Source organism: Nocardia sp. NPDC058658 (assembly GCF_042716665.1).
Taxonomy (GTDB): domain Bacteria; phylum Actinomycetota; class Actinomycetes; order Mycobacteriales; family Mycobacteriaceae; genus Nocardia.
The window spans coordinates 100130-118402 of record NZ_JBHXRR010000003.1 but is presented as its reverse complement, the minus strand read 5'-3'; the positions used below and the strand labels follow the sequence as shown (position 1 = coordinate 118402).

Annotated in this window: 23 protein-coding genes and 2 pseudogenes; 7 read left to right on the top strand and 18 right to left on the bottom strand. The window is 68.0% G+C overall.

The annotated features are described in order from the left end of the window. Positions 1–177 precede the first annotated feature (177 nt). The 7 genes and pseudogenes from ACFWUP_RS07820 to ACFWUP_RS07790 form a co-directional block, all read right to left on the bottom strand. A complete protein-coding gene (locus ACFWUP_RS07820; protein WP_379231910.1) occupies positions 178–582 on the bottom strand; it encodes a squamosa promoter-binding protein 15 in 405 nt (134 codons plus the stop codon). Continuing rightward, a pseudogene (locus ACFWUP_RS07815) lies at positions 579–737 on the bottom strand (recombination regulator RecX); the annotation flags it as partial. The pseudogene ACFWUP_RS07815 and the gene ACFWUP_RS07820, both read right to left, overlap by 4 nt. Positions 738–911: 174 nt before the next feature. After that, positions 912–1451, bottom strand: a pseudogene (locus ACFWUP_RS07810) (regulatory protein RecX); the annotation flags it as partial. 424 nt (positions 1452–1875) lie between these two features. Beyond that, positions 1876–2913: a recombinase RecA gene (gene recA, locus ACFWUP_RS07805; RefSeq protein ID WP_379231908.1), complete on the bottom strand. Its 1038-nt coding sequence runs from the start codon at positions 2911–2913 to the stop codon at positions 1876–1878. A gap of 172 nt (positions 2914–3085) precedes the next feature. Next, positions 3086–3535 (bottom strand): nuclear transport factor 2 family protein, encoded by a 450-nt coding sequence (locus ACFWUP_RS07800; protein WP_379231906.1) that lies wholly within the window; start codon positions 3533–3535, stop codon positions 3086–3088. Between the two features lie 22 nt (positions 3536–3557). Then, positions 3558–4439, bottom strand: a complete 882-nt coding sequence (locus ACFWUP_RS07795; protein WP_379231904.1) for a pyridoxamine 5'-phosphate oxidase family protein — start codon at positions 4437–4439, stop codon at positions 3558–3560. Between the two features lie 39 nt (positions 4440–4478). After that, a complete protein-coding gene (locus ACFWUP_RS07790; RefSeq protein ID WP_379231902.1) occupies positions 4479–4940 on the bottom strand; it encodes a VOC family protein in 462 nt (153 codons plus the stop codon). 129 nt (positions 4941–5069) lie between these two features. Between ACFWUP_RS07790 and ACFWUP_RS07785 the strand changes: the two genes are divergently transcribed. Continuing rightward, complete coding sequence (locus tag ACFWUP_RS07785) at positions 5070–5585, top strand: CGNR zinc finger domain-containing protein (protein WP_379232310.1); 516 nt, start codon at positions 5070–5072, stop codon at positions 5583–5585. Positions 5586–5594: 9 nt separating this feature from the next. On the opposite strand, the gene ACFWUP_RS07780 is transcribed toward ACFWUP_RS07785, so the two are convergent. Continuing rightward, positions 5595–6830 (bottom strand): tetratricopeptide repeat protein, encoded by a 1236-nt coding sequence (locus tag ACFWUP_RS07780; protein ID WP_379231900.1) that lies wholly within the window; start codon positions 6828–6830, stop codon positions 5595–5597. A gap of 7 nt (positions 6831–6837) precedes the next feature. Further along, positions 6838–7029: a DUF3046 domain-containing protein gene (locus tag ACFWUP_RS07775; protein WP_062988054.1), complete on the bottom strand. Its 192-nt coding sequence runs from the start codon at positions 7027–7029 to the stop codon at positions 6838–6840. Between the two features lie 23 nt (positions 7030–7052). Here ACFWUP_RS07775 and ACFWUP_RS07770 point away from each other — a divergent pair, with 23 nt between their 5' ends. After that, entirely contained in the window at positions 7053–7343 is a 291-nt protein-coding gene (locus ACFWUP_RS07770) for a hypothetical protein (protein ID WP_379231898.1), read from the top strand. Here the strand turns inward: ACFWUP_RS07770 and ACFWUP_RS07765 are convergent. After that, positions 7322–8473, bottom strand: coding sequence for a glycosyltransferase (locus tag ACFWUP_RS07765; RefSeq protein ID WP_379231897.1), 1152 nt, complete (start codon positions 8471–8473; stop codon positions 7322–7324). The genes ACFWUP_RS07770 and ACFWUP_RS07765 overlap by 22 nt on opposite strands. Here ACFWUP_RS07765 and ACFWUP_RS07760 point away from each other — a divergent pair. Continuing rightward, positions 8370–9176, top strand: a complete 807-nt coding sequence (locus ACFWUP_RS07760) for an HD domain-containing protein (protein WP_379231895.1) — start codon at positions 8370–8372, stop codon at positions 9174–9176. The genes ACFWUP_RS07765 and ACFWUP_RS07760 overlap by 104 nt on opposite strands. Here ACFWUP_RS07760 and ACFWUP_RS07755 read toward each other — a convergent pair. Both ACFWUP_RS07755 and ACFWUP_RS07750 read right to left on the bottom strand, forming a co-directional pair. Beyond that, a complete protein-coding gene (locus ACFWUP_RS07755; RefSeq protein ID WP_379231893.1) occupies positions 9160–9870 on the bottom strand; it encodes a PIG-L deacetylase family protein in 711 nt (236 codons plus the stop codon). The two genes, ACFWUP_RS07760 and ACFWUP_RS07755, sit on opposite strands and share 17 nt — an antisense overlap. A 23-nt stretch (positions 9871–9893) precedes the next feature. Then, positions 9894–10061, bottom strand: a complete 168-nt coding sequence (locus tag ACFWUP_RS07750; RefSeq protein ID WP_379231891.1) for a hypothetical protein — start codon at positions 10059–10061, stop codon at positions 9894–9896. A gap of 142 nt (positions 10062–10203) precedes the next feature. On the opposite strand from ACFWUP_RS07750, the gene ACFWUP_RS07745 reads away from it, so the two are divergent. Both ACFWUP_RS07745 and ACFWUP_RS07740 read left to right on the top strand, forming a co-directional pair. Further along, positions 10204–10899 (top strand): maleylpyruvate isomerase family mycothiol-dependent enzyme, encoded by a 696-nt coding sequence (locus ACFWUP_RS07745; RefSeq protein WP_379231889.1) that lies wholly within the window; start codon positions 10204–10206, stop codon positions 10897–10899. A gap of 64 nt (positions 10900–10963) precedes the next feature. Continuing rightward, a complete protein-coding gene (locus tag ACFWUP_RS07740; protein ID WP_379231887.1) occupies positions 10964–12457 on the top strand; it encodes a carboxylesterase/lipase family protein in 1494 nt (497 codons plus the stop codon). A gap of 74 nt (positions 12458–12531) precedes the next feature. Here the strand turns inward: ACFWUP_RS07740 and ACFWUP_RS07735 are convergent, their stop codons facing one another. From ACFWUP_RS07735 to pgsA, 5 genes are all read right to left on the bottom strand, one after another. After that, entirely contained in the window at positions 12532–13386 is an 855-nt protein-coding gene (locus ACFWUP_RS07735) for a hypothetical protein (protein WP_379231885.1), read from the bottom strand. Positions 13387–13490: 104 nt separating this feature from the next. Then, positions 13491–14315 (bottom strand): phage shock protein PspA, encoded by an 825-nt coding sequence (pspA, locus tag ACFWUP_RS07730; RefSeq protein WP_379231884.1) that lies wholly within the window; start codon positions 14313–14315, stop codon positions 13491–13493. 196 nt (positions 14316–14511) lie between these two features. Continuing rightward, a complete protein-coding gene (locus tag ACFWUP_RS07725) occupies positions 14512–14943 on the bottom strand; it encodes a helix-turn-helix domain-containing protein (RefSeq protein WP_379231882.1) in 432 nt (143 codons plus the stop codon). Between the two features lie 96 nt (positions 14944–15039). Continuing rightward, complete coding sequence (locus ACFWUP_RS07720) at positions 15040–15528, bottom strand: CinA family protein (RefSeq protein ID WP_379231880.1); 489 nt, start codon at positions 15526–15528, stop codon at positions 15040–15042. Then, positions 15525–16160, bottom strand: coding sequence for a CDP-diacylglycerol--glycerol-3-phosphate 3-phosphatidyltransferase (pgsA, locus tag ACFWUP_RS07715; RefSeq protein ID WP_379231878.1), 636 nt, complete (start codon positions 16158–16160; stop codon positions 15525–15527). Before pgsA ends, ACFWUP_RS07720 begins: the two co-directional genes overlap by 4 nt. Positions 16161–16341: 181 nt before the next feature. Here pgsA and ACFWUP_RS07710 point away from each other — a divergent pair, with 181 nt between their 5' ends. Together ACFWUP_RS07710 and ACFWUP_RS07705 are read left to right on the top strand one after the other, a co-directional pair. Further along, positions 16342–16908, top strand: coding sequence for an amino-acid N-acetyltransferase (locus tag ACFWUP_RS07710; RefSeq protein ID WP_379231876.1), 567 nt, complete (start codon positions 16342–16344; stop codon positions 16906–16908). Positions 16909–16936: 28 nt separating this feature from the next. Next, entirely contained in the window at positions 16937–17221 is a 285-nt protein-coding gene (locus tag ACFWUP_RS07705; RefSeq protein WP_379231874.1) for a YciI family protein, read from the top strand. Between the two features lie 58 nt (positions 17222–17279). Here ACFWUP_RS07705 and ACFWUP_RS07700 read toward each other — a convergent pair whose 3' ends face one another. After that, positions 17280–18260 carry a TerC family protein gene (locus ACFWUP_RS07700; protein WP_379231872.1) on the bottom strand — a complete coding sequence of 327 codons (981 nt, stop codon included), beginning with the start codon at positions 18258–18260 and terminating at the stop codon, positions 17280–17282. Positions 18261–18273: the final 13 nt, after the last annotated feature.

The following is an 18273-nucleotide window of genomic DNA, read 5'->3' as shown; positions in this document are numbered from 1 at the left end:
GCAAGGGTGCCCACTCCGACAACGGGTGAAACGCCCTTCCCCACACCCGCACCATCACCACGGCCCGCGAATCCATCTGCGCGAAAGCACATTTCACTGGTGCCGAAGTCATCCTACGCGCTGGGCCAACCCCCGCGCGGCACTTCGGAACTCACCACCCGCTCCCCTGGTGCGAGCTCATCCGGCAGCGATCACCGCGTCGCCGCCGCTCCCCTCGAACGGATCCATCGGCGCGTACTGACGCCATACCCCGCCCCGGACCATCCACACCTGAAAGCAGATGTCGTCCTGGTCCATGAGGAACAGCTGGACCGTATCGGGCTCCAGCCAAGCGAATTCGGCCACCTTGGCCAAGAGTGCCGGAATATCCGCGTGGTTCAAGGCGCCCGCCCACACCGTGCACTCGGGCATCTTCCGTCCGCCCCACCGCGCTTCGTCGCTGGTGAGGTCACGGAGATAGCCACATCCCCGCAATGTCGATCCGTGCGGGCCGCCATGCGACCGCAACCAGTCACTGAGCTCGACAACCAGCGGCTCGTCCTCGAACGAGACAGACAGCATCATGTTCGTCACCCAGCTCATCGATCAGCCTCGGCCAGTTCGGCTTTCACCACAGCGAAGGCAATGGCCGGGCTGTAACCGCGACGGGCGAGCATATCGACCAGGCGGCGGGTGAGCTTGACGCGGTCCAGATCGGTGGGCATGGCGCGGAGTTTACGGCGAACCAGGTCGACAGCGGCTTGTTCGTCGCCGGGCGTCGGTCTGCGTGACAGGTAGCCAGGAGCAGGTTCCGGTTCTGCTGAGTCGCTGGAGCTTTCACCGGCGATCTCTGATCGGTCCGCGTCCCCGACGTCGCGCTCCGAACCCTTGACGCGGGCCGCCCGCGTCGCGGACGACGTGCGTTCGAACCCGGCGTCGTCCAGTTCGGCGGTGACGACGGCGAAGGCGGTGGATTGGTCGTAGCCGCGGCGGGCGAGCATGCCGACGAGGCGGCGGACTGCTTTGTCGCGGTCCAGGGCGGCGGGCAGGGTGCGGAGTTTGCGGCGCACGAGGTCGGCGGCGCGGGTGTGTTCGGCGTCGTCGGTGATCATCGACAGTGCCTGTTCGGCATCACCGGGGGCGACGCCCTTTTCACGCAACTCACGTTGAAGTGCCTTCTTGCCACGGCCGGAGTAGGTGTGGCGTTCGTGTACCCACTGTTCGGCGAAGGAGGCGTCGTTGATCAGGCCCACTTCGGTGAATCGTTCGAGCGCGGCCTCGATCACCTCGAGGCGGAACCCCTTCTCGCCGAGGCGCTTGGCCAGTTCGGCACGGCTGCGCGCACGCACCGAGAGCAGGCGTAGGCACGCGTCCTTGGCCTGTTCCAGGGTCGCATCGGGACGGTCGCCCGGGGCGAGCCGGCGTGTGCCGGCCCGCCTGTCGGGCTCTCCCGGCTGGGATCCGGCCGCCACCGGATCCGCCTGCCGTCCGTCGTCACCACCGACGACGGTCGACAGGGAGACTTCGTCGCGCCGCGCGGACTTGCGTTCGCGTCGGGCGCCGCGGGGTCGTCGCCGACCCGCACTCCCCCACTCTTCATGATCATCACCAACTCGCGCAGCGAAATGCGATGGTTTGTCACTATCGGCGAATCCGGTCGGGTGCGCGCGCTGCGGATCGCCCGCACCCGACCGAATCCCCTCCGCGTCCTGGCCTGCTCGTTTGTCGCGAGCCGACCGGACGAGTCCATCGGCCGTACCCCGGCCGCGCCGCACCACGGGCGCGGTCAACGGTTCCGGTTCGACCTCGATCCCGAGGCGAGCCAGTTGCCTGCGCATCTGTTCGACCGGGTCGGCCGAATCGTGGTGGCCGCCGGGGTTCGGCGTGGTCATCGGCTCAGAAGTCGGCGGGTGCGTCGGCCTCGGCGGTGAGTACGGCGCCGATGCCCAGCTTCTCCTTGATCTTCTTCTCGATCTCGTTGCACACGTCGGTGTTCTCCAGCAGGAACTTGCGGGCGTTCTCCTTGCCCTGGCCCAGCTGGTCGCCCTCGTAGGTGTACCAGGAGCCCGACTTGCGGACGAAACCGTGCTCGACACCCATGTCGATGAGCGAGCCCTCCCTGGAGATGCCGTGACCGTAGAGGATGTCGAACTCGGCCTGCTTGAACGGCGGGGCGACCTTGTTCTTGACGACCTTCACGCGGGTGCGGTTGCCGACCGCGTCGCTGCCGTCCTTGAGGGTTTCGATGCGGCGCACATCGAGGCGCACGGAGGCGTAGAACTTCAGCGCCTTACCACCGGTGGTGGTCTCGGGCGAGCCGAACATGACGCCGATCTTCTCGCGCAGCTGGTTGATGAAGATGGCGGTGGTGTTGGAGTTGCTGAGCGCACCGGTCATCTTGCGCAGCGCCTGGCTCATGAGGCGGGCCTGCAGGCCGACGTGGCTGTCGCCCATCTCGCCTTCGATTTCCGCGCGCGGCACCAGGGCGGCGACGGAGTCGATGACGAGGATGTCGATGGCGCCGGAGCGCACCAGCATGTCGGCGATCTCCAGTGCCTGCTCACCGGTGTCGGGCTGGGAGACCAGCAGCGCGTCGGTGTCGACGCCCAGCTTGCGGGCGTAATCGGGGTCGAGGGCGTGCTCGGCGTCGATGAAGGCGGCGACACCGCCCGCGGCCTGGGCATTGGCGACGGCGTGCAGCGCGACGGTGGTCTTACCCGAGGATTCCGGGCCGTAGATCTCCACGACGCGACCGCGCGGCAACCCGCCGATTCCCAGCGCGACGTCGAGTGCGATGGACCCGGTGGGGATGACGGCGATCGGCTGACGGGTCTCTTCGCCAAGGCGCATGACCGCGCCCTTGCCGAAGCTCTTCTCCACCTGCGCCAGTGCCAGTTCCAGCGCTTTGTCGCGATCGTAGGCCTGCGGTGCCATGATGTGTGCCCCTTCTCGAGGTGAGTGTCTCTCTGGTTGGCGCCCACAGTAGAGGCCGGCACCGACAAGTTCTGGCGCCCAGGTTAGTCGAACACCCATTCGAGTCAAGCGACGCGCCCACCGACACGCGAACCGCCCGCTCAGACCGGCAATCCGGCAGCGAAGCGGCGCGTCAGTGTTGCGGCAGCACCGAGTCGTCGCCCTCGGCACGCGGCCCGAAGATCCGCCGTTGCGACTCGTCGATGCGCACATCGTTGATGCTGGCTTCGCGCCGCGCCATCCGACCGTCCGCCGCGAACTCCCACTGCTCGTTGCCGTAGCTGCGCCACCACTGCCCCGACTCGTCGTGCCATTCGTACTGGAAGCGCACGGCGATGCGGTTGTCGTGGAAGGCCCACAGGTCCTTGCGCAGCGCGTAGCCGTTCTCGGCCGACCACTTGCGGGTCAGGAACTCGACGATCGCGGCGTGACCGGTGAAGAACTCGTCGCGGTTACGCCAGACCGAATCCTCGGTGTACGCGGCGGCGACCCGCTCGGGATCCCTGGTGTTCCAGGCGTTTTCGGCGGCCAGGACTTTCGCGCGCGCGGAGTCGAGGCCGAAGGGTGGCAGCGGAGGTCGCATGGGACAAGCCTTTCGAGTCGGATCAGGGGTTGTTCGGGGAGAGTTCGGGTGGTCCCCAGCGCACCGCGAGCGCGCCGGGGCGTTCGATCACTTCTTCGACGGTGAAGTCGACGGCACACTGCGCACCTGCGGTGAACACGGCTGTATCCCAGACCAATTCGGCACGGCCGGTGATCTGAAGGAGTGCGCCGGTCGACCAGTCGGCGACGAGTAACCCGCAGCGCGGTTGCACCACGAGATTGCCCAGCGTCATGAACATCGAATTGCCGCGATAGTCCGGCCAGCGCAGATGCGTCGGCGAAAGTACTTGCAGGAAGCCGGGATTGCCGCCGCGATGGGAGGCGTCGGCGTGCCCGTCCACGTCGGAGGTGGCGATGAAGAAGGTGTCGGCGGCGGCGATCATCTCGACCGCCGAGGCGCTGAGTGCCGCACCGCGGCGCACCGGGCCGGGGGAACCAGGCGTAGACACCTCACGAATCTGCCTGCGCGAGATGTACTTCGGGCAGTTCGCGTAGACCTGTTCGGCGGTGATGCGCAGCCCGCCGTCGCGCATCGCCGAGGTGCCGTTGACGCGCATCCGACGGCGGCGTTGCGGTTGCAGGGCGATCAGCCCGACTTCCACGTCGCCCGTCAGCGCCACGGCCAGCGGATCGGCGTCATCGGGCCGTGTGTCGATGTCGACGGTCATGGCATCGACCGCATGCACGAACCCGGCGGGACCGGTGAGCGGACCGGCCCACAGCCGCCCCGCCGGATCGGCGGCACCGAGCACCACCATCGACTGCTCGGCCAGGAAGGACGCGGCGACCGCCGGGATCTCGGCACGGATCGACCGGCCGACGCGAGCAGCCACCTCGGCCTGCCCCATGCGTTGCTGTACTGCCTGTTCTCCGGAGTGGAACATCCTCGCGCCTTCCTGGTCGATCACGGGAATCAGCTGGGATCAGAAGAATCCGCAGGTCGGGGCAGGTCCGGCCGGGGCAGGTGCGGGGTCGGCGCCGAGCGGGGCGAAGACCTCGAGCCGGATGCCGTCGGGGTCGGCGAAGAAGATGCCGCCCGACGACGCGCCCTCACCGTGGGCGACGACACCGTCGTGGAAGAACTCGGCGTCGAGCGCACGCAACGCCGATTCGACGACGCGCACCGTCTCGACATCGTCGACCTGGAACGACAGGTGGTGCAGACCCGGTGTGCTGGTGGAGAATTCGCCGCTGCTCTGCTGCCACAGCGTGAGCACCAGCGCACCCTCACGACCGAGGAAGGCCCAGCGGCGGTCACCGTCGGCGCCGGTGCCGAGCTGTTCGAAGCCCAGGCCTCGGCGATAGAAGTCGACGGAGCGGTCGAGGTCGGCGACATTGAGTCCGATGTGACCGGTGGTGAGCACGGGTGCGGCGACGGTGGTCATGGGTTCCTCCCGGAATGTTTAACTGTCTATCGGTTGTTGAACAGTTAGAACATAGAATGAGCGCACCACCCTCGTCAACCCTTGAAATACTTTTAGACAGTTAGGAGGATCGTGTTGGTAACCTCGGGCATGCGCGATCCCCGTCCGCACACCGGCGAACCCCCCGCTCTCGACCTGCTCAACACCCGGTGGGCCGGCGCCGAACCCGGTGATCTGCTCGCCGATCTCGACGGGTTGCGCACGTGGCTGGAACTCCTCGGGCTCGCCGAGCGCGTACCCGTCGACGAGCACTCCCTCACCGCGCTGCACACCGCGCGCGATGCCGTGCACGACGCCGTCACCCGCGCCGATCACCGCGCCCTGAATCAGGTACTCGACCACGGCCGCATCCGCCGCGAACTCACCGACGAAGGCCCACGCGACATCCCCGAGGTCGACGACCCGGCGTGGTTACCCGGTTGGCTCGCCGCCGACAATCTGCTGCATCTGATCGCGCAGGCACCCCAGCGGATCCGCCAGTGCGCGCACCCCGACTGCGTACTGTTCTTCTACGACACGTCCAAGAACGGCACCCGCCGCTGGCATTCGATGGCGACGTGCGGCAATCGCACCAAGGCCGCGCGGCACTACGCCAAGATCACCTGAGCGCGTGCGTCAGAACAATTCGTCGAGCAGCCGGTAGTAGTCGAGCTTCGTGCGATCGGGTTCGGTCAGGCCGTAGGCGGTGTAGAAGGCCTCGACCGCCTCGGTGCCGAAGTCTTCGGCCAGATCGCGTTCGGCCAGCGCCAGGTCGCGATAGCGGTCGCCGCGGCCCAGTGCCGCGACATCGATGAGCAGGCCACCGGTGAGCACATTGCCGGGCGTGAAATCCCCGTGCGTGACGACCAGGTCTTCGTCGGCCGGACGCTGCTCCCGCAGTCGCGCGAGCACTGCGGCGGGTGAGAGATCGCGGTGGTCGTCGTCGAAATCGCCTGTGTCGACGAAACCTTCGACCACATTGCGGTACGCCCTGGCCAGGGTCACGTCGAGGCAGGCGTCGAAGGGGCAATCCGCCACCGGGAGGTCGTGCAGCGCGCGCAGGGCCAGGCCCATCCGCGTGCCGGCCTCGACCGGGTCCTCGTGACCGGCCAGCGAGCTGCCCGCATCGGCGAGAACGAGGACGTCCTCGTCGAACGCGGCCACCGCGGGCACGGCGATCGCGTTGTCGCGCAACCACATCAGTCGCGCGTGCTCGGCCACCGCGCGCGGCCCACGCTTGATCCAGAACCCGCCCGACCGCACCAGGTTCCCCTCGCGGCCCTCGTGATCGTCGGACCACGCGGGCACCGGTCCGAGCAGCCGCTCGATCACCGGCGGCAGCGGCAGGGCCAGCTCGTCGAGGTGGTCCAGCGCCGCGCGGGTGGATTCGATGAGTTCGGGTTCGCCGTCGGCCACCCGCAGTCGCATCGCCTCGATGAGCAGTTGGCGCGCCTCGGCCGGGCGGTGCTGTTCGGCGAGGGATTTGCCCAGGTGGTGGGCGGCGAAGGAGACGAGGTCGGGGTCGAGCGCGTGGCTGGCTTCCAGGGCCCGGCGGTAGAGGATCTCGGCGCGCGCCGGTTCGCCCTGATATCGGTAGACATCGGCCAGGTTGATCCAGACGGTGATCCGGCGACGCTCGGTATCGGCCAGTTCCAGGGCCTGATCGAGGCGATCCAGGGCCTCGTCGTGACGGCCGAGCAACATCAACGCGATGCCGAGCCTGCGAAATCCGGGGAAATCGTGCGGGTCGGCCAGCGCCACCCGCACCGCGAGGGTCTCGGGATCGACCGGGACCATCCGCAACCGCTCGTCGAACCGATACGGTCGCAACTCTGCGGGTTGGAGCTCCGGGTTCTGCGCTGTCACGGCCATGGCCTGGTCACCACCGATTCGGGGGTACGTCGAAGTCGGCACACAATGCCCGCCACACATCACGCGGGTCGACGCCGTTATCGATCGCCACCGCCCCCGTGCGCCCCAGCTGGGGTATCACGTGATCGGTCAGCATGGCGTCGGCGCGCGCCACGCCGAACTCGGTGTGCATCAGCTCCTGGAATTCGGTCAATCGCACGTTGCCCAAGATACTCGCGCTGAGTGACACCCGACAGTTCCCCGCTCAGTCCCACCTCCACCGCACCCGACAACGCCCAGGATTGTCGGAGTGCCCGGGATGATGTGCGATTGGTCGACCACCGCAATGCCCACCGGCAGGCCCGCCGTGACGGACCGCCGCTCGGCGGCGTCGCGACAAACCGGGTCCACGTCCTCGACGTCATCGAGTCCAGCAAAGCCGGCCTGCCCGGTGTCCACAGGCGACCCAGTACCCCACCAGGCAACGCACCGCGCGAACCGGGTGCGGGCGACTACCGCTTCGCCGCGTCGTGACAGATCTGGACCGGGTCTTCGACGTCTGCCAGACCGGCGGCGGCGTGGCGAGCGGCTTCGGCGTAGGTGGGGTCGTCGAGGACCTGCCGGACTGCGGCGCCGACCGCCTCGGGGGTGAGCGGACGCACCAGCACCGAACTACCTTGTCGCACTGCACGATTGGCGAGTTCCCACTGGTCGCCGCCGCCAGGGACGGTGACCACGGGCACGCCTGCCGACAGGGATTTGGCGAGCAGGCCGTGTCCACCACCGCCGACGACGACCGCGGCGTGGGTGAGGAGTTCGTCCTGGCGGCCGAGGCCCGCGGTGGCCCACTCCGGCAGGTCCACGGGTGGGGTGTCCAGGGTCGAAATGGCCGCGCGCACACCGAGTCCGGCCAAACCGGACAAGACCACGTCGACCATGTCGGCGACGCCGGTGTGCGCGGTCGACGGCGCCACCATCACCAGCGGGGCGTCGCCGGGCGGCAATGGCAGGACGGCGTCGGTGGGTTCCCACAGCAGCGGGCCGACGACGTGGGTGTCGGCGGGCCAGTCGGGGCGGTCCATTTCGAGCGCGGGCAGGGTGGCGACCAGGCGTGCGGTGGGGCCGGGGTCCTCGGCGGGCAGGCCGATGGTTTCGCGAGCCGCGGAGCGCTGCCGGTGGCCGGTGCGGACCGCGCGCGCGGTCATCGTGCGCAGGACCCCGTCACGCATGCGACCACGCACGCCCTCCCCCGGCGCCAGGCCACTGCCGATCGGCGGCAACGCTTTCGAGGGCAGGTAGAGCGGGTGCGGTGACAGTTCCACCCACGGCAGTCCCAGCCGTTCGGCCGCCATGCCGCCGCCCGCGGTGAGGACGTCCGAGACGATCAGGTCCGGCAGCATCGCGCTGAGTTCGGGCAGGTTCTCGGTGGCGATGTGGGCGGCGCGCTCGTGGATCCGGGCGCCCGCGTCGGTGTCGTCGTCGGTGGGGCGCGGCGCGAGTCCCCTGAGCTTGCGCACGCTGATGCCCGCGGCTCGGGCCTGGTCGAGCCATCTCGGCCCGGTGAACAACACGGGCTCGTCCCCCGCTGCCAGCAATCGCAGACACAACGCGATCGCGGGAAACGCGTGCCCTGGGTCGGGGCCGGCCACCACAGCTATTCGCATCCGCCCAGCCTGCCATATCCCCAGGCCGCGCCCACCTCGGACAACCGAACAGCGGTTTCCGCGCTATCTCGAGCGCCGCACCACAGCGTCGAGCGAAGCCGGAAGGAGCGATCATATGCTCGTGGAAGCCTCACGGATCACTCCGATCGACTCCGTCGACGCCCTGTTCGCACTCCTCGACCAGTGCGCCGACGCCTGGGACACCCCGGACCGCAGCGGCGACCCGGTCGACATCCTCGATCACGACCGCCAATGCGCCGAGCTACTCCGCCGCGACTTCCCCGACGACGAAGAACTTCAGGTCGCGGGCCTACTGCACGACATCGGCCACGTCCTGGTCCCCGGCGACGACGCGGGCCACGGCACACACGGCGCCGCAGCCGTGCGCGGATTACTCGGCGCCCGAGTGGCCCGCCTGGTGGGACTGCACGTCACCGCGAAACGTTTTCTGGTAGCGACTGATTCGACCCATGCCGCGGCCCTGTCGGCGTCGAGTCAGCGCACGCTCATCGCCCAGGGCGGCCCGATGACACCCGCCGAGGTCGAAACGTTCCGCGCCGACCCCGATTTCAGCGCAGCCCTCGCGCTGCGCAGGGCCGACGACGCAGGCAAAATCATCGGGCTATCCGTTGCGCCACTTCAGGACTGGCGACCTACAGTCACCCGCGTCGCGGCGTCGGCGCGGATCAGCCGGCGAAGGTGAACAGTTCGAAACCGACCGCGTGCGCTGCGGGGAACCCTTCCTTGGGACCCGTTGCGAACGTGACGATGTCGCGCACCTGCTCCTCCACTGGCACCGAACTCAGCACCTGCAGATAACGCCGATGCGCCGACAGTGACGCCCGCGCCTGCTCCAAGTGCGCGCTCACGTCGACAGCGTGGGTGGCAACCGGGCCGACGACGGCCGCCCAGTGCGCCGACCACGGTGGCAGATCAGCGATTTCGGGGAAAATCCATTCGTTGCCCGCGTCGGAGATCGCGTCCATCGCCGATCGCCCGACAGCCCGGTGATCAGCACTGTTGACCACTCCCGGCGCCCAGGTGTCGCCGAAGTTGAACAGCACCACCATTTCCGGGCGATGCCGACGCAACGCGGCGGCCAGTTCCCGGCGCAGGGTGAGGCCTTCCTCGATGCGGCCGTCGGGGTGGTCGAGGAATTCGACGGTGTGTACGCCGACCTCGCGCGCTCCCGAGATCTCCTCGATCTCCCGCAACGGCGCGGCCTGCGCGGGCGGCATCCCGGCGATTCCCGCCTCGCCGCGGGTGACCAGCAGATAGCGAATGTCCTTGCCCTGCCCCGTCCATCGCGCCACCGCCGCCGCGGCGCCGTATTCGATGTCGTCGGGGTGCGCGACGATCACCAGGCCGCGCTGCCAGTCCTCAGGTACCTGTTCCACGCCGCCATGCTATCCACACTCGGCTAGCTGATCGGGGTCTTGTCGCTGCCCGAGACCGCCTTGTAGAGCAGGTACACGCCGGTGCCGATCGCCCCGATCACCAGGATGGGCAGCAGCGCCTCGATCAGCGCGCCGAGAATCCAGAACGCGATCACCGCGACCACCACGATGCCGATGACTTTCAAGACCATGATGACTCCTCGTCTCCTCGCACCGCCGTCCAGCGATCCGACACCTTCGATGCTCCCACTCTCCGCGCAGTAAATCACCAGGTCAGCGCCGATATCCGGGTAGAGATCAGGGTTCACCCTTAGACGGGGTTACCGTGATCGCATGGACTACCTGGCGTTGCTCTGCGCGAAGCTCACCGCGTTCGGCGAACTCATCACCCCCGACACCGATCTCACCGCGCCGGTGCCCTCGTGTGGCGACTGGACCTTCTACGACCTGGTCGATCATGTCGGTCGCGGCAATACCTGGGTGGTCACCGCGGTGACCGAACTGCGCGGCGACGACGAAGGCCTGCCCGCGCCGAAAGATCCCGTGGCCCTGCGCGAGTGGTACGAATCGACCGCGGACGCGCTGGCGACCACCCTGTCGGCCGACGAGAGCCAGGAGGCCTGGACCTTCACCAAGACCATGCCGCGCACCGTCGGCTTCTGGCGTCGCCGCCGCGCCCACGAGACCCTCATGCACCTGTGGGACGGTCAGAACGCCCTCGGCGAGGCCGACCCGTTCGACCCCGATCTCGCCGTCGACGGCATCGACGAGGTGTTCGAACTGTTCGCACCCCGGATGATCCACCGCGGTCTCGCCGTCGAACCGGACGTGGCGCTGCGGGTGCGCGCCACCGACACCGGCAACACCTGGACCTACGGGCCGGGCGAGCCGGTCGCCGAACTCGCGGGCACCACATCGGACCTGCTGTTGACCCTGTGGGCGCGCAAATCCGGCACCGACCCGGAACTCGGCTGGGACGGCGATCGGACCGCAGGCGAGCGCGTGCTGGCCGGGCCGCTCGTTCCGTAGGCAAACGACTGACGGCGAGCCGGACAAGCGTCCATAATCGAGGTCACTGCGTAGGAGGACTTCCATGGAACCCATCGTCACGATCGCGAGCGGCGCCATCCGCGGCCGCACCGAAGCCGGTGTCACCCGCTTTCTCGGGGTGCCGTTCGCGGCGGCGCCGGTCGGGCCGAAACGCTTCCAGCTCCCCGAGCCCGCCCCGGCGTGGGACGGGGTGCGCGAGGCGACCGAGAACGGCGCGACCTGCGCGCAGACGCCCTACCCCGCGCCGATCCACGCCCTGATCGGCAGCGACGGCATCCCCGGCGACGAGTACCTCAACGCGAATGTGTGGACACCCGATCCCGGCGCCGAGGGCCTACCGGTGCTGGTGTGGATTCACGGTGGCGCGTTCGCGCGCGGGTCCAACGCCCGGGCGATCTACGACGGGACCGCGTTCGCGCGCGACGGTGTGGTCATGGTGGGAATCAACTACCGTCTCGGAATCTCCGGTTTCGCCGAGCTGGAGGGCGCGCCGTCCAATCGTGGTCTGCACGACCAGATCTTCGCGTTGCGGTGGGTACGCGAGAACATCGCCCCCTTCGGTGGCGACCCCGACAATGTGACGATCTTCGGCGAGTCCGCGGGCGCGATGAGTGTGGCGTCGTTGATCGCCGCACCGCAGACGGCCGGATTGTTCCGTCGGGCGATCATGCAGAGCGGCAACGGTGCGGTCGCCGCTGATGCCGACGATGCCCGCAAGGTGTCGGCCGAGCTGGCCGCGACACTCGGGATCTCGCCCACCGCAGCGGATTTCGGCAAACTCGGCCCCGACGAGTTGCGTACCGCGCAGAACGCCGTCGCGCTGGCGCTGATGCAGGATCCCGATCCGCAGCGGTGGGGTGCGTCGGTGATCCAGAACGGCGGCGGTCTCATGTGCCTGTTCCCGGTGATCGACAACGACATCGTCGAGGGCCCACCGACCGAGGTCCTGCGCACCCATCCCGACCGCGCGGTTCCCCTGATCGCGGGCACCACCGCCGACGAGTTCCGGTTCTTCACGGTCCCCGCAGGTCTCGCCGCCGCGATCACGGCCGACGCCCTGCCCTTCGTGCTGACCCGCTACGGCATCGATCCCGCTGTGGCGCAGACGTATTCGACGCAGCGCCCCGATGCCACCCCCGCCGAGGTCTTCAACGCGATCATGACCGACCTGAGCTTCCGCGCGGGCACCTTCGACTTCGCCGAAGCCAACGCCACCACCGAACCCACCCACGTCTACGAATTCGCCTGGCCCACAGATCTTCCCGACCTGGGCGCCTGCCACGTGCTGGAAGTCCCCTTTGTGTTCGACGCACTCGCGCACGCCCACTCCATCACCGGCCCGACCCCGCCCCAAGCGCTCGCGGACGAAATCCACGCCGCCTGGGTCGGTTTCGCCACCGACGGCACCACGGGGTGGCCGCAGTTCACCGCGGCGGAGAAGAACGTCCGCATCTTCGATTCCCCCGAATCCACCACGGTCACCGATCCCCGCGCCGACGAGCTGGCCGCACTGCGCCAGTCTTTCACCCGCGCCTGACGAAGTTCGGTCGGCACGCTACTACCGGCGTGCCGACCGTACCCGGCGCGCAGAGAACGTCACCGCGAGAAGGATCAGCGGGTCGAATCTGTTGGGCCGGGGAACAATTCGGCACCGGGATCGACCAGTTCGGTGAGCGCTTGAGCCCAGCCGTCGAGGCGGTCGGCGGCCTCACGCAGGTCCGCGACGATGCCGTTGAACTGATAGGCGACCACGTTGTCCTCGGGAACCGCGAGAATCCGGGCCGCGGCCGCGACGAGCTGTTCGTATTCGACGACGCCGGTTTCCAACCGGGTGAGCACACCGACGACGGTGGTCTTCAGCGCCGCGACAGTGTCGGGATTGGCCCGGCCGACAGTGTCGGCGGCCTGTTCCATGGCCACCACGTCGGCGGCGAGCGCGTGCAGTGCTCCCGCACCGGAGCGGGCCGTTTCCAACAGATCGCGCAGTTCGTCCTCGGGAAGCCGACGCGTACGCCCGATCTGGGCACCGAGGTCGTACAGGGCCCGTTCGGCGCGGATCAGGCGCTGAATGGGCGCCCGCGCGGCCGAACGCAAGCCGGGCGATTTGCGGGCGACGAAGGCCGCCTGCGGCAGGGGCTTGTTGCGCAACTCGAGGTAGCGGCGCGCACTGAGCGCGGTCCCGGTGACGAAGGCGATGGCCCCACCACCGATCACGACAACCGCCCAGGCGGGCGCCGAGATCACCGCAAGGCCGACAGCACCGACCGTGGTGATACCGGAGGCGGTACCGAGCTGAAAACTGCGCCTGCGTGCCCTTCGGCGCCGTCGCAGCTCACGCTCACGCGGGTCGGCCCAACGCCGCACGGCGACGAGCGCCTGCTCACCGACCCCACGCAGGGTCGCGGGCACCGAGCCGGGCTGCGCCATCGTCGCCGGATCCACGATCTCGGCACGTACACGCCGCATTTTCCCGCTCATCGCCTGTCCTTCCCCCGTGTGCCGGTCGAAACCGTTGATGGCGCGGCCACCGGGCGTTGCCGCCGGTCTCCGCGCCGTCGCCGGACCTCTGCTTACTGCTGGGTCGCCTGACCCTTGTTGATGTTCGGCGCAGGCGCGGCTTGCGGCTGCGCCGGGTTGATCGCCGAGTTGGTGTTGCCGGTGGGCAACGCGTCACCGCGCATGGAGGCGCGGATCTGCTCGAGCTTGCTGTGCCCGGCCATCTGGACGCTGGCCTGCTGCACCTCCATCATGCGACCCTGCACCGTGTTCTGCGCCAGCTCGGCCGAACCGAGAGCATTGGCGTAGCGACGTTCGATCTTGTCGCGCACGGCGTCCAGGCTGGGCGTGGAGCCCGGCGCGGACAGGGTGGAGTCCATCTGCTGCAGCGAGGCCGAGACCTGCTCCTGCATCTTGGCCTGCTCGAGCTGGCTGAGCAGCTTGGTGCGCTCGGCGACCTTCTGCTGCAACATCATCGCGTTCTGCTCGACCGCCTTCTTGGCCTGTGCGGCGGCCTGCAGGGACTGATCGTGCAGCACCTTGAGGTCTTCCACCGACTGCTCGGCGGTGACCAGCTGGGCGGCGAACGCCTCGGCGGCGTTGGTGTACTGGATCGCCTTCTCGGTGTCGCCCGCCGCCTGCGCCTGATCGGCCAGCGTGACGGCCTGACGGGCGTTGGCATTGAGCTTCTCGACCTCGTCGAGCTGACGGTTCAGCTTCATCTCCAGCTGACGCTGGTTGCCGATCACCGATGCCGCCTGCTGCGACAGCGCCTGATGCTGACGCTGCGCCTCCTCGATAGCCTGCTGAATCTGGACCTTCGGATCCGCATGCTCTTCGATCTTGGAGTCGAAGAGGGCCATCATGTACTTCCAGGCCTTCACGAACGGATTAGCCATCGATTGATCCCGCCTCCATCTGTGCGTCGCTCGTGCGACTGGTGGTACGCGACCGTCACGCACCAGATACGTGCTCATCCTTCACCATGCGGCACCCGGACCGACAGTGGCCGGACCGATCGACGCCTGATGAGAATCTATCCGTTCTCACCAGCGGTGTGCAGCGTCTCGCGCGCCGGGCGCAGGGTTCGCCGCGTCACATTCCCTTCACCAGTACCAGCATCTCGGCTCGCGGAGCCGGGATGACGATGCGAGTGTCTTCGGCGATACCGATCCGCGCGGCCTGTTCGGCGGCGGCGCTCGCCTCGCCGGCGGCGGGTTCGGCGGGCTCGTCCGTGGCGGGTTCGCGCTCGACGGCGGGGCCGGTCAGCGCGGGTTCGCGCGGCGCGGAGCCGTCGGCGCCCGCCATCAGGGTGCTCACGTCCCACAGCACGCGCGAGAGCGGCACATCGAGCGCCTCGCAGATGCTGGCGAGCAGTTCACTGGAGGCTTCCTTGCGGCCGCGCTCCACTTCCGACAGATAGCCAAGGCTCACGCGCGCCGAGGTCGACACCTCGCGCAGCGTTCGATGCTGGGCGAGACGCGCACGCCGCAGACTGTCCCCGATTGCCTCCCGCAGCAGCGTCATCTCGTTCTCCTCCACCTCGTGTCACCGCCGTAGCGGTGCTCACCTCTTTCTGGCACAACGTCGAGCATGGACCGGTGGTTCCCGAACCGGGCTACTTCACACACTTACACAGCGCAGCAACTCCCGCACCGCACTGTGCACCGCACCGAGTCTGATCGTCCACCGGTCTCCGTGCAGTTTCAACCGGACCACTTCGCTGTGCTGTGGACCGGCCAACCCGAGGTATACCGTGCCGACGGGATGCCCGTCCTGGGAATCGGGTCCGGCGACCCCGGTCAATCCCACGCCCCAGTCCGCGCCGCACTGCCTGCGCGCCCCCACGGCGAGCTGTTCGGCGGTCGAGGCGGCGACCGGTCCGTCGGTGCGGAGCAGCTCGTCGTCGACACAGGCCAGCCTGCTTTTGAGGTCGGTGGCGTAGACGATCACGCCGCCCCGCAGCACCGCGCTCGCGCCAGGAACGCCCGCCACCGTGGCGGCCAGCAGGCCCGCGGTGAGCGATTCGGCGGTGGCCACGGTCTGACCTGCCGCGTTCAGGGCCCTGACCAGTTCGGCCACCGGCGCACCGTCGACCAGCGGGTCGATCACGAGCGCGCCCGTCCACCCGCCAGCCACACCCGCGCCGCCTGCCCCACGTAATCCAGGCCGGTGATCACCGTCAGCGCCACGGCCAGATACATCAGCCACATGCCCGCGGTGGCGAAGGCGCCCGAGAGCGGCAGCACCAGCAGCGCGATCGCGAACGACTGCACCAGCGTCTTGAGCTTGCCGCCGCGTCCGGCCGGGATCACTCCGCGCCGCACGACCACCAGTCGCAGCAGCGTGATGCCGATTTCGCGGCCGCAGATCACCAGGGTGATCCACCACGGCAGATCGCCGAGAACCGAGAGCCCGATCAGCGCGGCTCCGATCAGCGCCTTGTCCGCGATGGGGTCGAGGAGCTTCCCGAAATCGGTGACAAGTCCGTATTTGCGGGCGAGTTGCCCGTCGAAACGATCGGTGATCGCGGCCAGGCCGAACACCGCCGCGGCGATGACCCGCCAGCGCGTGTCGTGGCCGCCTTCGGCGAACAGTGCCAGCACGAACAGCGGCACCAGCACGATGCGCGCGATCGTCAGAATGTTGGCGATATTGAGCAGGGGAACCTGGTTCTCCGAAACCCCGGGTAATGGTGCGGCCGTACTCGACCCACGATCGATCTCTTCGGGTCGCACGCTCATGCCCCGCCCTCTCGGCACTCACCGGCGATGCGCCGAAATCCAACGGTTTCGCGAGTTGTTTGCTCGCACGATTCATGCCGCGCGGTCCGGTCGCGGGGCCCGGCGCGATGCGAAGAGCGGACGGACAGGATGTGCGGCACACGTTCAGACTATCGGTAACCCGGCCGACTACTGTGCACCCATGACCTCACGGGGACCCTTGAGCGGTCCGACCAGCGACGCGCATACTGTCGCGCCCCCTGTGGCGCCTGCAACCGGTGTGGTCGTGCGACGAGCGCGAACCTCCGATGTCCCCGAGATCAAGCGCCTGGTCGACGAGTACGCGGGCCGCATCCTGCTGGAGAAGAACCTGGTCACGCTGTACGAATCGGTCCAGGAATTCTGGGTTGCCGAGCTCGACGGGCAGGTCGTGGGCTGCGGCGCGTTGCACGTGCTGTGGGCCGATCTGGGCGAAGTACGCACTGTCGCAGTCGATCCCGTCGTGAAGGGTCGCGGAGTCGGCGGCGCGGTGGTCGAGCACCTGGTGACCGTCGCCCGCGAGCTGCAGTTGCAACGTGTGTTCGTGCTCACGTTCGAGGTGGACTTCTTCGGCAGGCACGGGTTCGTCGAGATCGACGGCACCCCCGTCACCGCCGAGGTGTACGCGGAGATGTGCCGCTCCTACGACACCGGTGTCGCCGAATTCCTCGACCTCAGCTTCGTCAAACCCAACACCCTCGGCAACACCCGCATGCTGCTCACCCTGTAGAAAATCCCTCGTCAGAAAGTGATCGACTGTGCCGATCTTCGCTGTCCACTACACCTATACGGATGCCACCGCGGCCGACCGCGCGACCAACCGCCCCGAGCATCGCGGCTGGTTGAACGCCCTCGTCGACGCGGGCACCGTGCTCAGTAGCGGCCCGTACCCGGACGGTTCGGGTGCGCTGCTGCTGTTCCGCTACGAGGACGCGTCGTCGCTGACCGAGCTGCTGAGCAACGACCCGTTCGCGAAGCTGGGTCTGATCGAGGCCGTGCGCGTGGTCGAGTGGCTGCCGGTGATGGGCGCCTTCGCCGAATAGCCGACCCCGGGCACAGCACTGCCCGCAACCTCTGTGGTTGCGGGCAGTGTCGTGTCTGTCAGGCCTTGTCGGTGTGTCTGGTGCGCAGCAGGCTCGCCACCGTCGCGATGACCAGAATGCCGATGATCACGCTCAGCGAGAGCGCCGTGGAGATCTCCGGGACGTTCACGTGCTCACCGCCGTTGATGAACGACAGCGTGTTCTCGTGCAGCGCGTGCAGCACCAGCTTGACGCCGATGAACGCCAGAATCGCGGACAACCCGTAGGACAGGTACACCAGGCGATCGAGCAGCCCACCGATGAGGAAGTACAGCTGACGCAGACCCATCAGCGCGAAGGCGTTGGCGGTGAACACCAGGTACGGCTGCTCGGTGAGGCCGTAGATCGCCGGAATCGAGTCCAGCGCGAACAGCAGGTCGGCGAAACCGATGGCCAACAGCGCGAGCAACAGCGGGGTCACCACACGTTTGCCGTTGATCTTGGTGATCAGCTTGTCGCCGTCGTACTCGTCGGTGGTGGGCAGCACGCGTTTGGCCAGCGAGACGATGAAGCTGTCACGCTTCTGCTCGTGCTCGGCCTCGTGCCCGCTCTCGCGCAGCAGGTTGATCGCGGTGTAGATCAGGAACGCGCCGAACAGGTAGAACACCCAGCTGTAGGCGCTGATCGCGGCCGCGCCGATCGCGATGAACACACCGCGCATCACCAGCGCGAGCACGATGCCGATCAGCAGCACCTTCTGCTGGTAGATCCGTGGCACGGCGAAGGTGCTCATGATGATGAGGAAGATGAACAGGTTGTCGACCGAGAGCGCTTTCTCGGTGACGAAACCCGCGTAGTACTCCCCCGCGAAGGTCCCGCCCCATTTCCAGGCGACGAACAGGCCGAACAGCAGCGCCAGGCTGATGTAGACGGCCGACCAGATGCCCGATTCCTTGAAGGTGGGCTCGTGCGGGGTGCGCACGTGGGCGAAGAAGTCGAAGACGAACAGGCCGAGGATCACCAGTCCGGTGATCACCCACTCGAGCGTGGTCACCTGCATATGGTGGTCCGAT

Bases quoted from the DNA above. Each gene is read 5' to 3' on its own strand.
- ACFWUP_RS07725 (WP_379231882.1), bottom strand. From the start codon at position 14,943: ATGACGCTGCTGCGGGAGGCAATCGGGGACAGTCTGCGGCGTGCGCGT.
- ACFWUP_RS07795 (WP_379231904.1), bottom strand. From the start codon at position 4,439: ATGTTCCACTCCGGAGAACAGGCAGTACAGCAACGCATGGGGCAGGCC.
- recA (WP_379231908.1), bottom strand. From the start codon at position 2,913: ATGGCACCGCAGGCCTACGATCGCGACAAAGCGCTGGAACTGGCACTG.
- ACFWUP_RS07790 (WP_379231902.1), bottom strand. From the start codon at position 4,940: ATGACCACCGTCGCCGCACCCGTGCTCACCACCGGTCACATCGGACTC.
- ACFWUP_RS07820 (WP_379231910.1), bottom strand. From the start codon at position 582: ATGAGCTGGGTGACGAACATGATGCTGTCTGTCTCGTTCGAGGACGAG.
- pgsA (WP_379231878.1), bottom strand. From the start codon at position 16,160: ATGAGCGTGCGACCCGAAGAGATCGATCGTGGGTCGAGTACGGCCGCA.
- ACFWUP_RS07735 (WP_379231885.1), bottom strand. From the start codon at position 13,386: ATGCGGCGTGTACGTGCCGAGATCGTGGATCCGGCGACGATGGCGCAG.
- ACFWUP_RS07750 (WP_379231891.1), bottom strand. From the start codon at position 10,061: ATGGTCTTGAAAGTCATCGGCATCGTGGTGGTCGCGGTGATCGCGTTC.
- ACFWUP_RS07700 (WP_379231872.1), bottom strand. From the start codon at position 18,260: ATGCAGGTGACCACGCTCGAGTGGGTGATCACCGGACTGGTGATCCTC.
- ACFWUP_RS07780 (WP_379231900.1), bottom strand. From the start codon at position 6,830: ATGGCCGTGACAGCGCAGAACCCGGAGCTCCAACCCGCAGAGTTGCGA.
- ACFWUP_RS07765 (WP_379231897.1), bottom strand. From the start codon at position 8,473: ATGCGAATAGCTGTGGTGGCCGGCCCCGACCCAGGGCACGCGTTTCCC.
- ACFWUP_RS07785 (WP_379232310.1), top strand. From the start codon at position 5,070: ATGCGCGATCCCCGTCCGCACACCGGCGAACCCCCCGCTCTCGACCTG.
- pspA (WP_379231884.1), bottom strand. From the start codon at position 14,315: ATGGCTAATCCGTTCGTGAAGGCCTGGAAGTACATGATGGCCCTCTTC.
- ACFWUP_RS07800 (WP_379231906.1), bottom strand. From the start codon at position 3,535: ATGCGACCTCCGCTGCCACCCTTCGGCCTCGACTCCGCGCGCGCGAAA.
- ACFWUP_RS07740 (WP_379231887.1), top strand. From the start codon at position 10,964: ATGGAACCCATCGTCACGATCGCGAGCGGCGCCATCCGCGGCCGCACC.
- ACFWUP_RS07745 (WP_379231889.1), top strand. From the start codon at position 10,204: ATGGACTACCTGGCGTTGCTCTGCGCGAAGCTCACCGCGTTCGGCGAA.
- ACFWUP_RS07710 (WP_379231876.1), top strand. From the start codon at position 16,342: ATGACCTCACGGGGACCCTTGAGCGGTCCGACCAGCGACGCGCATACT.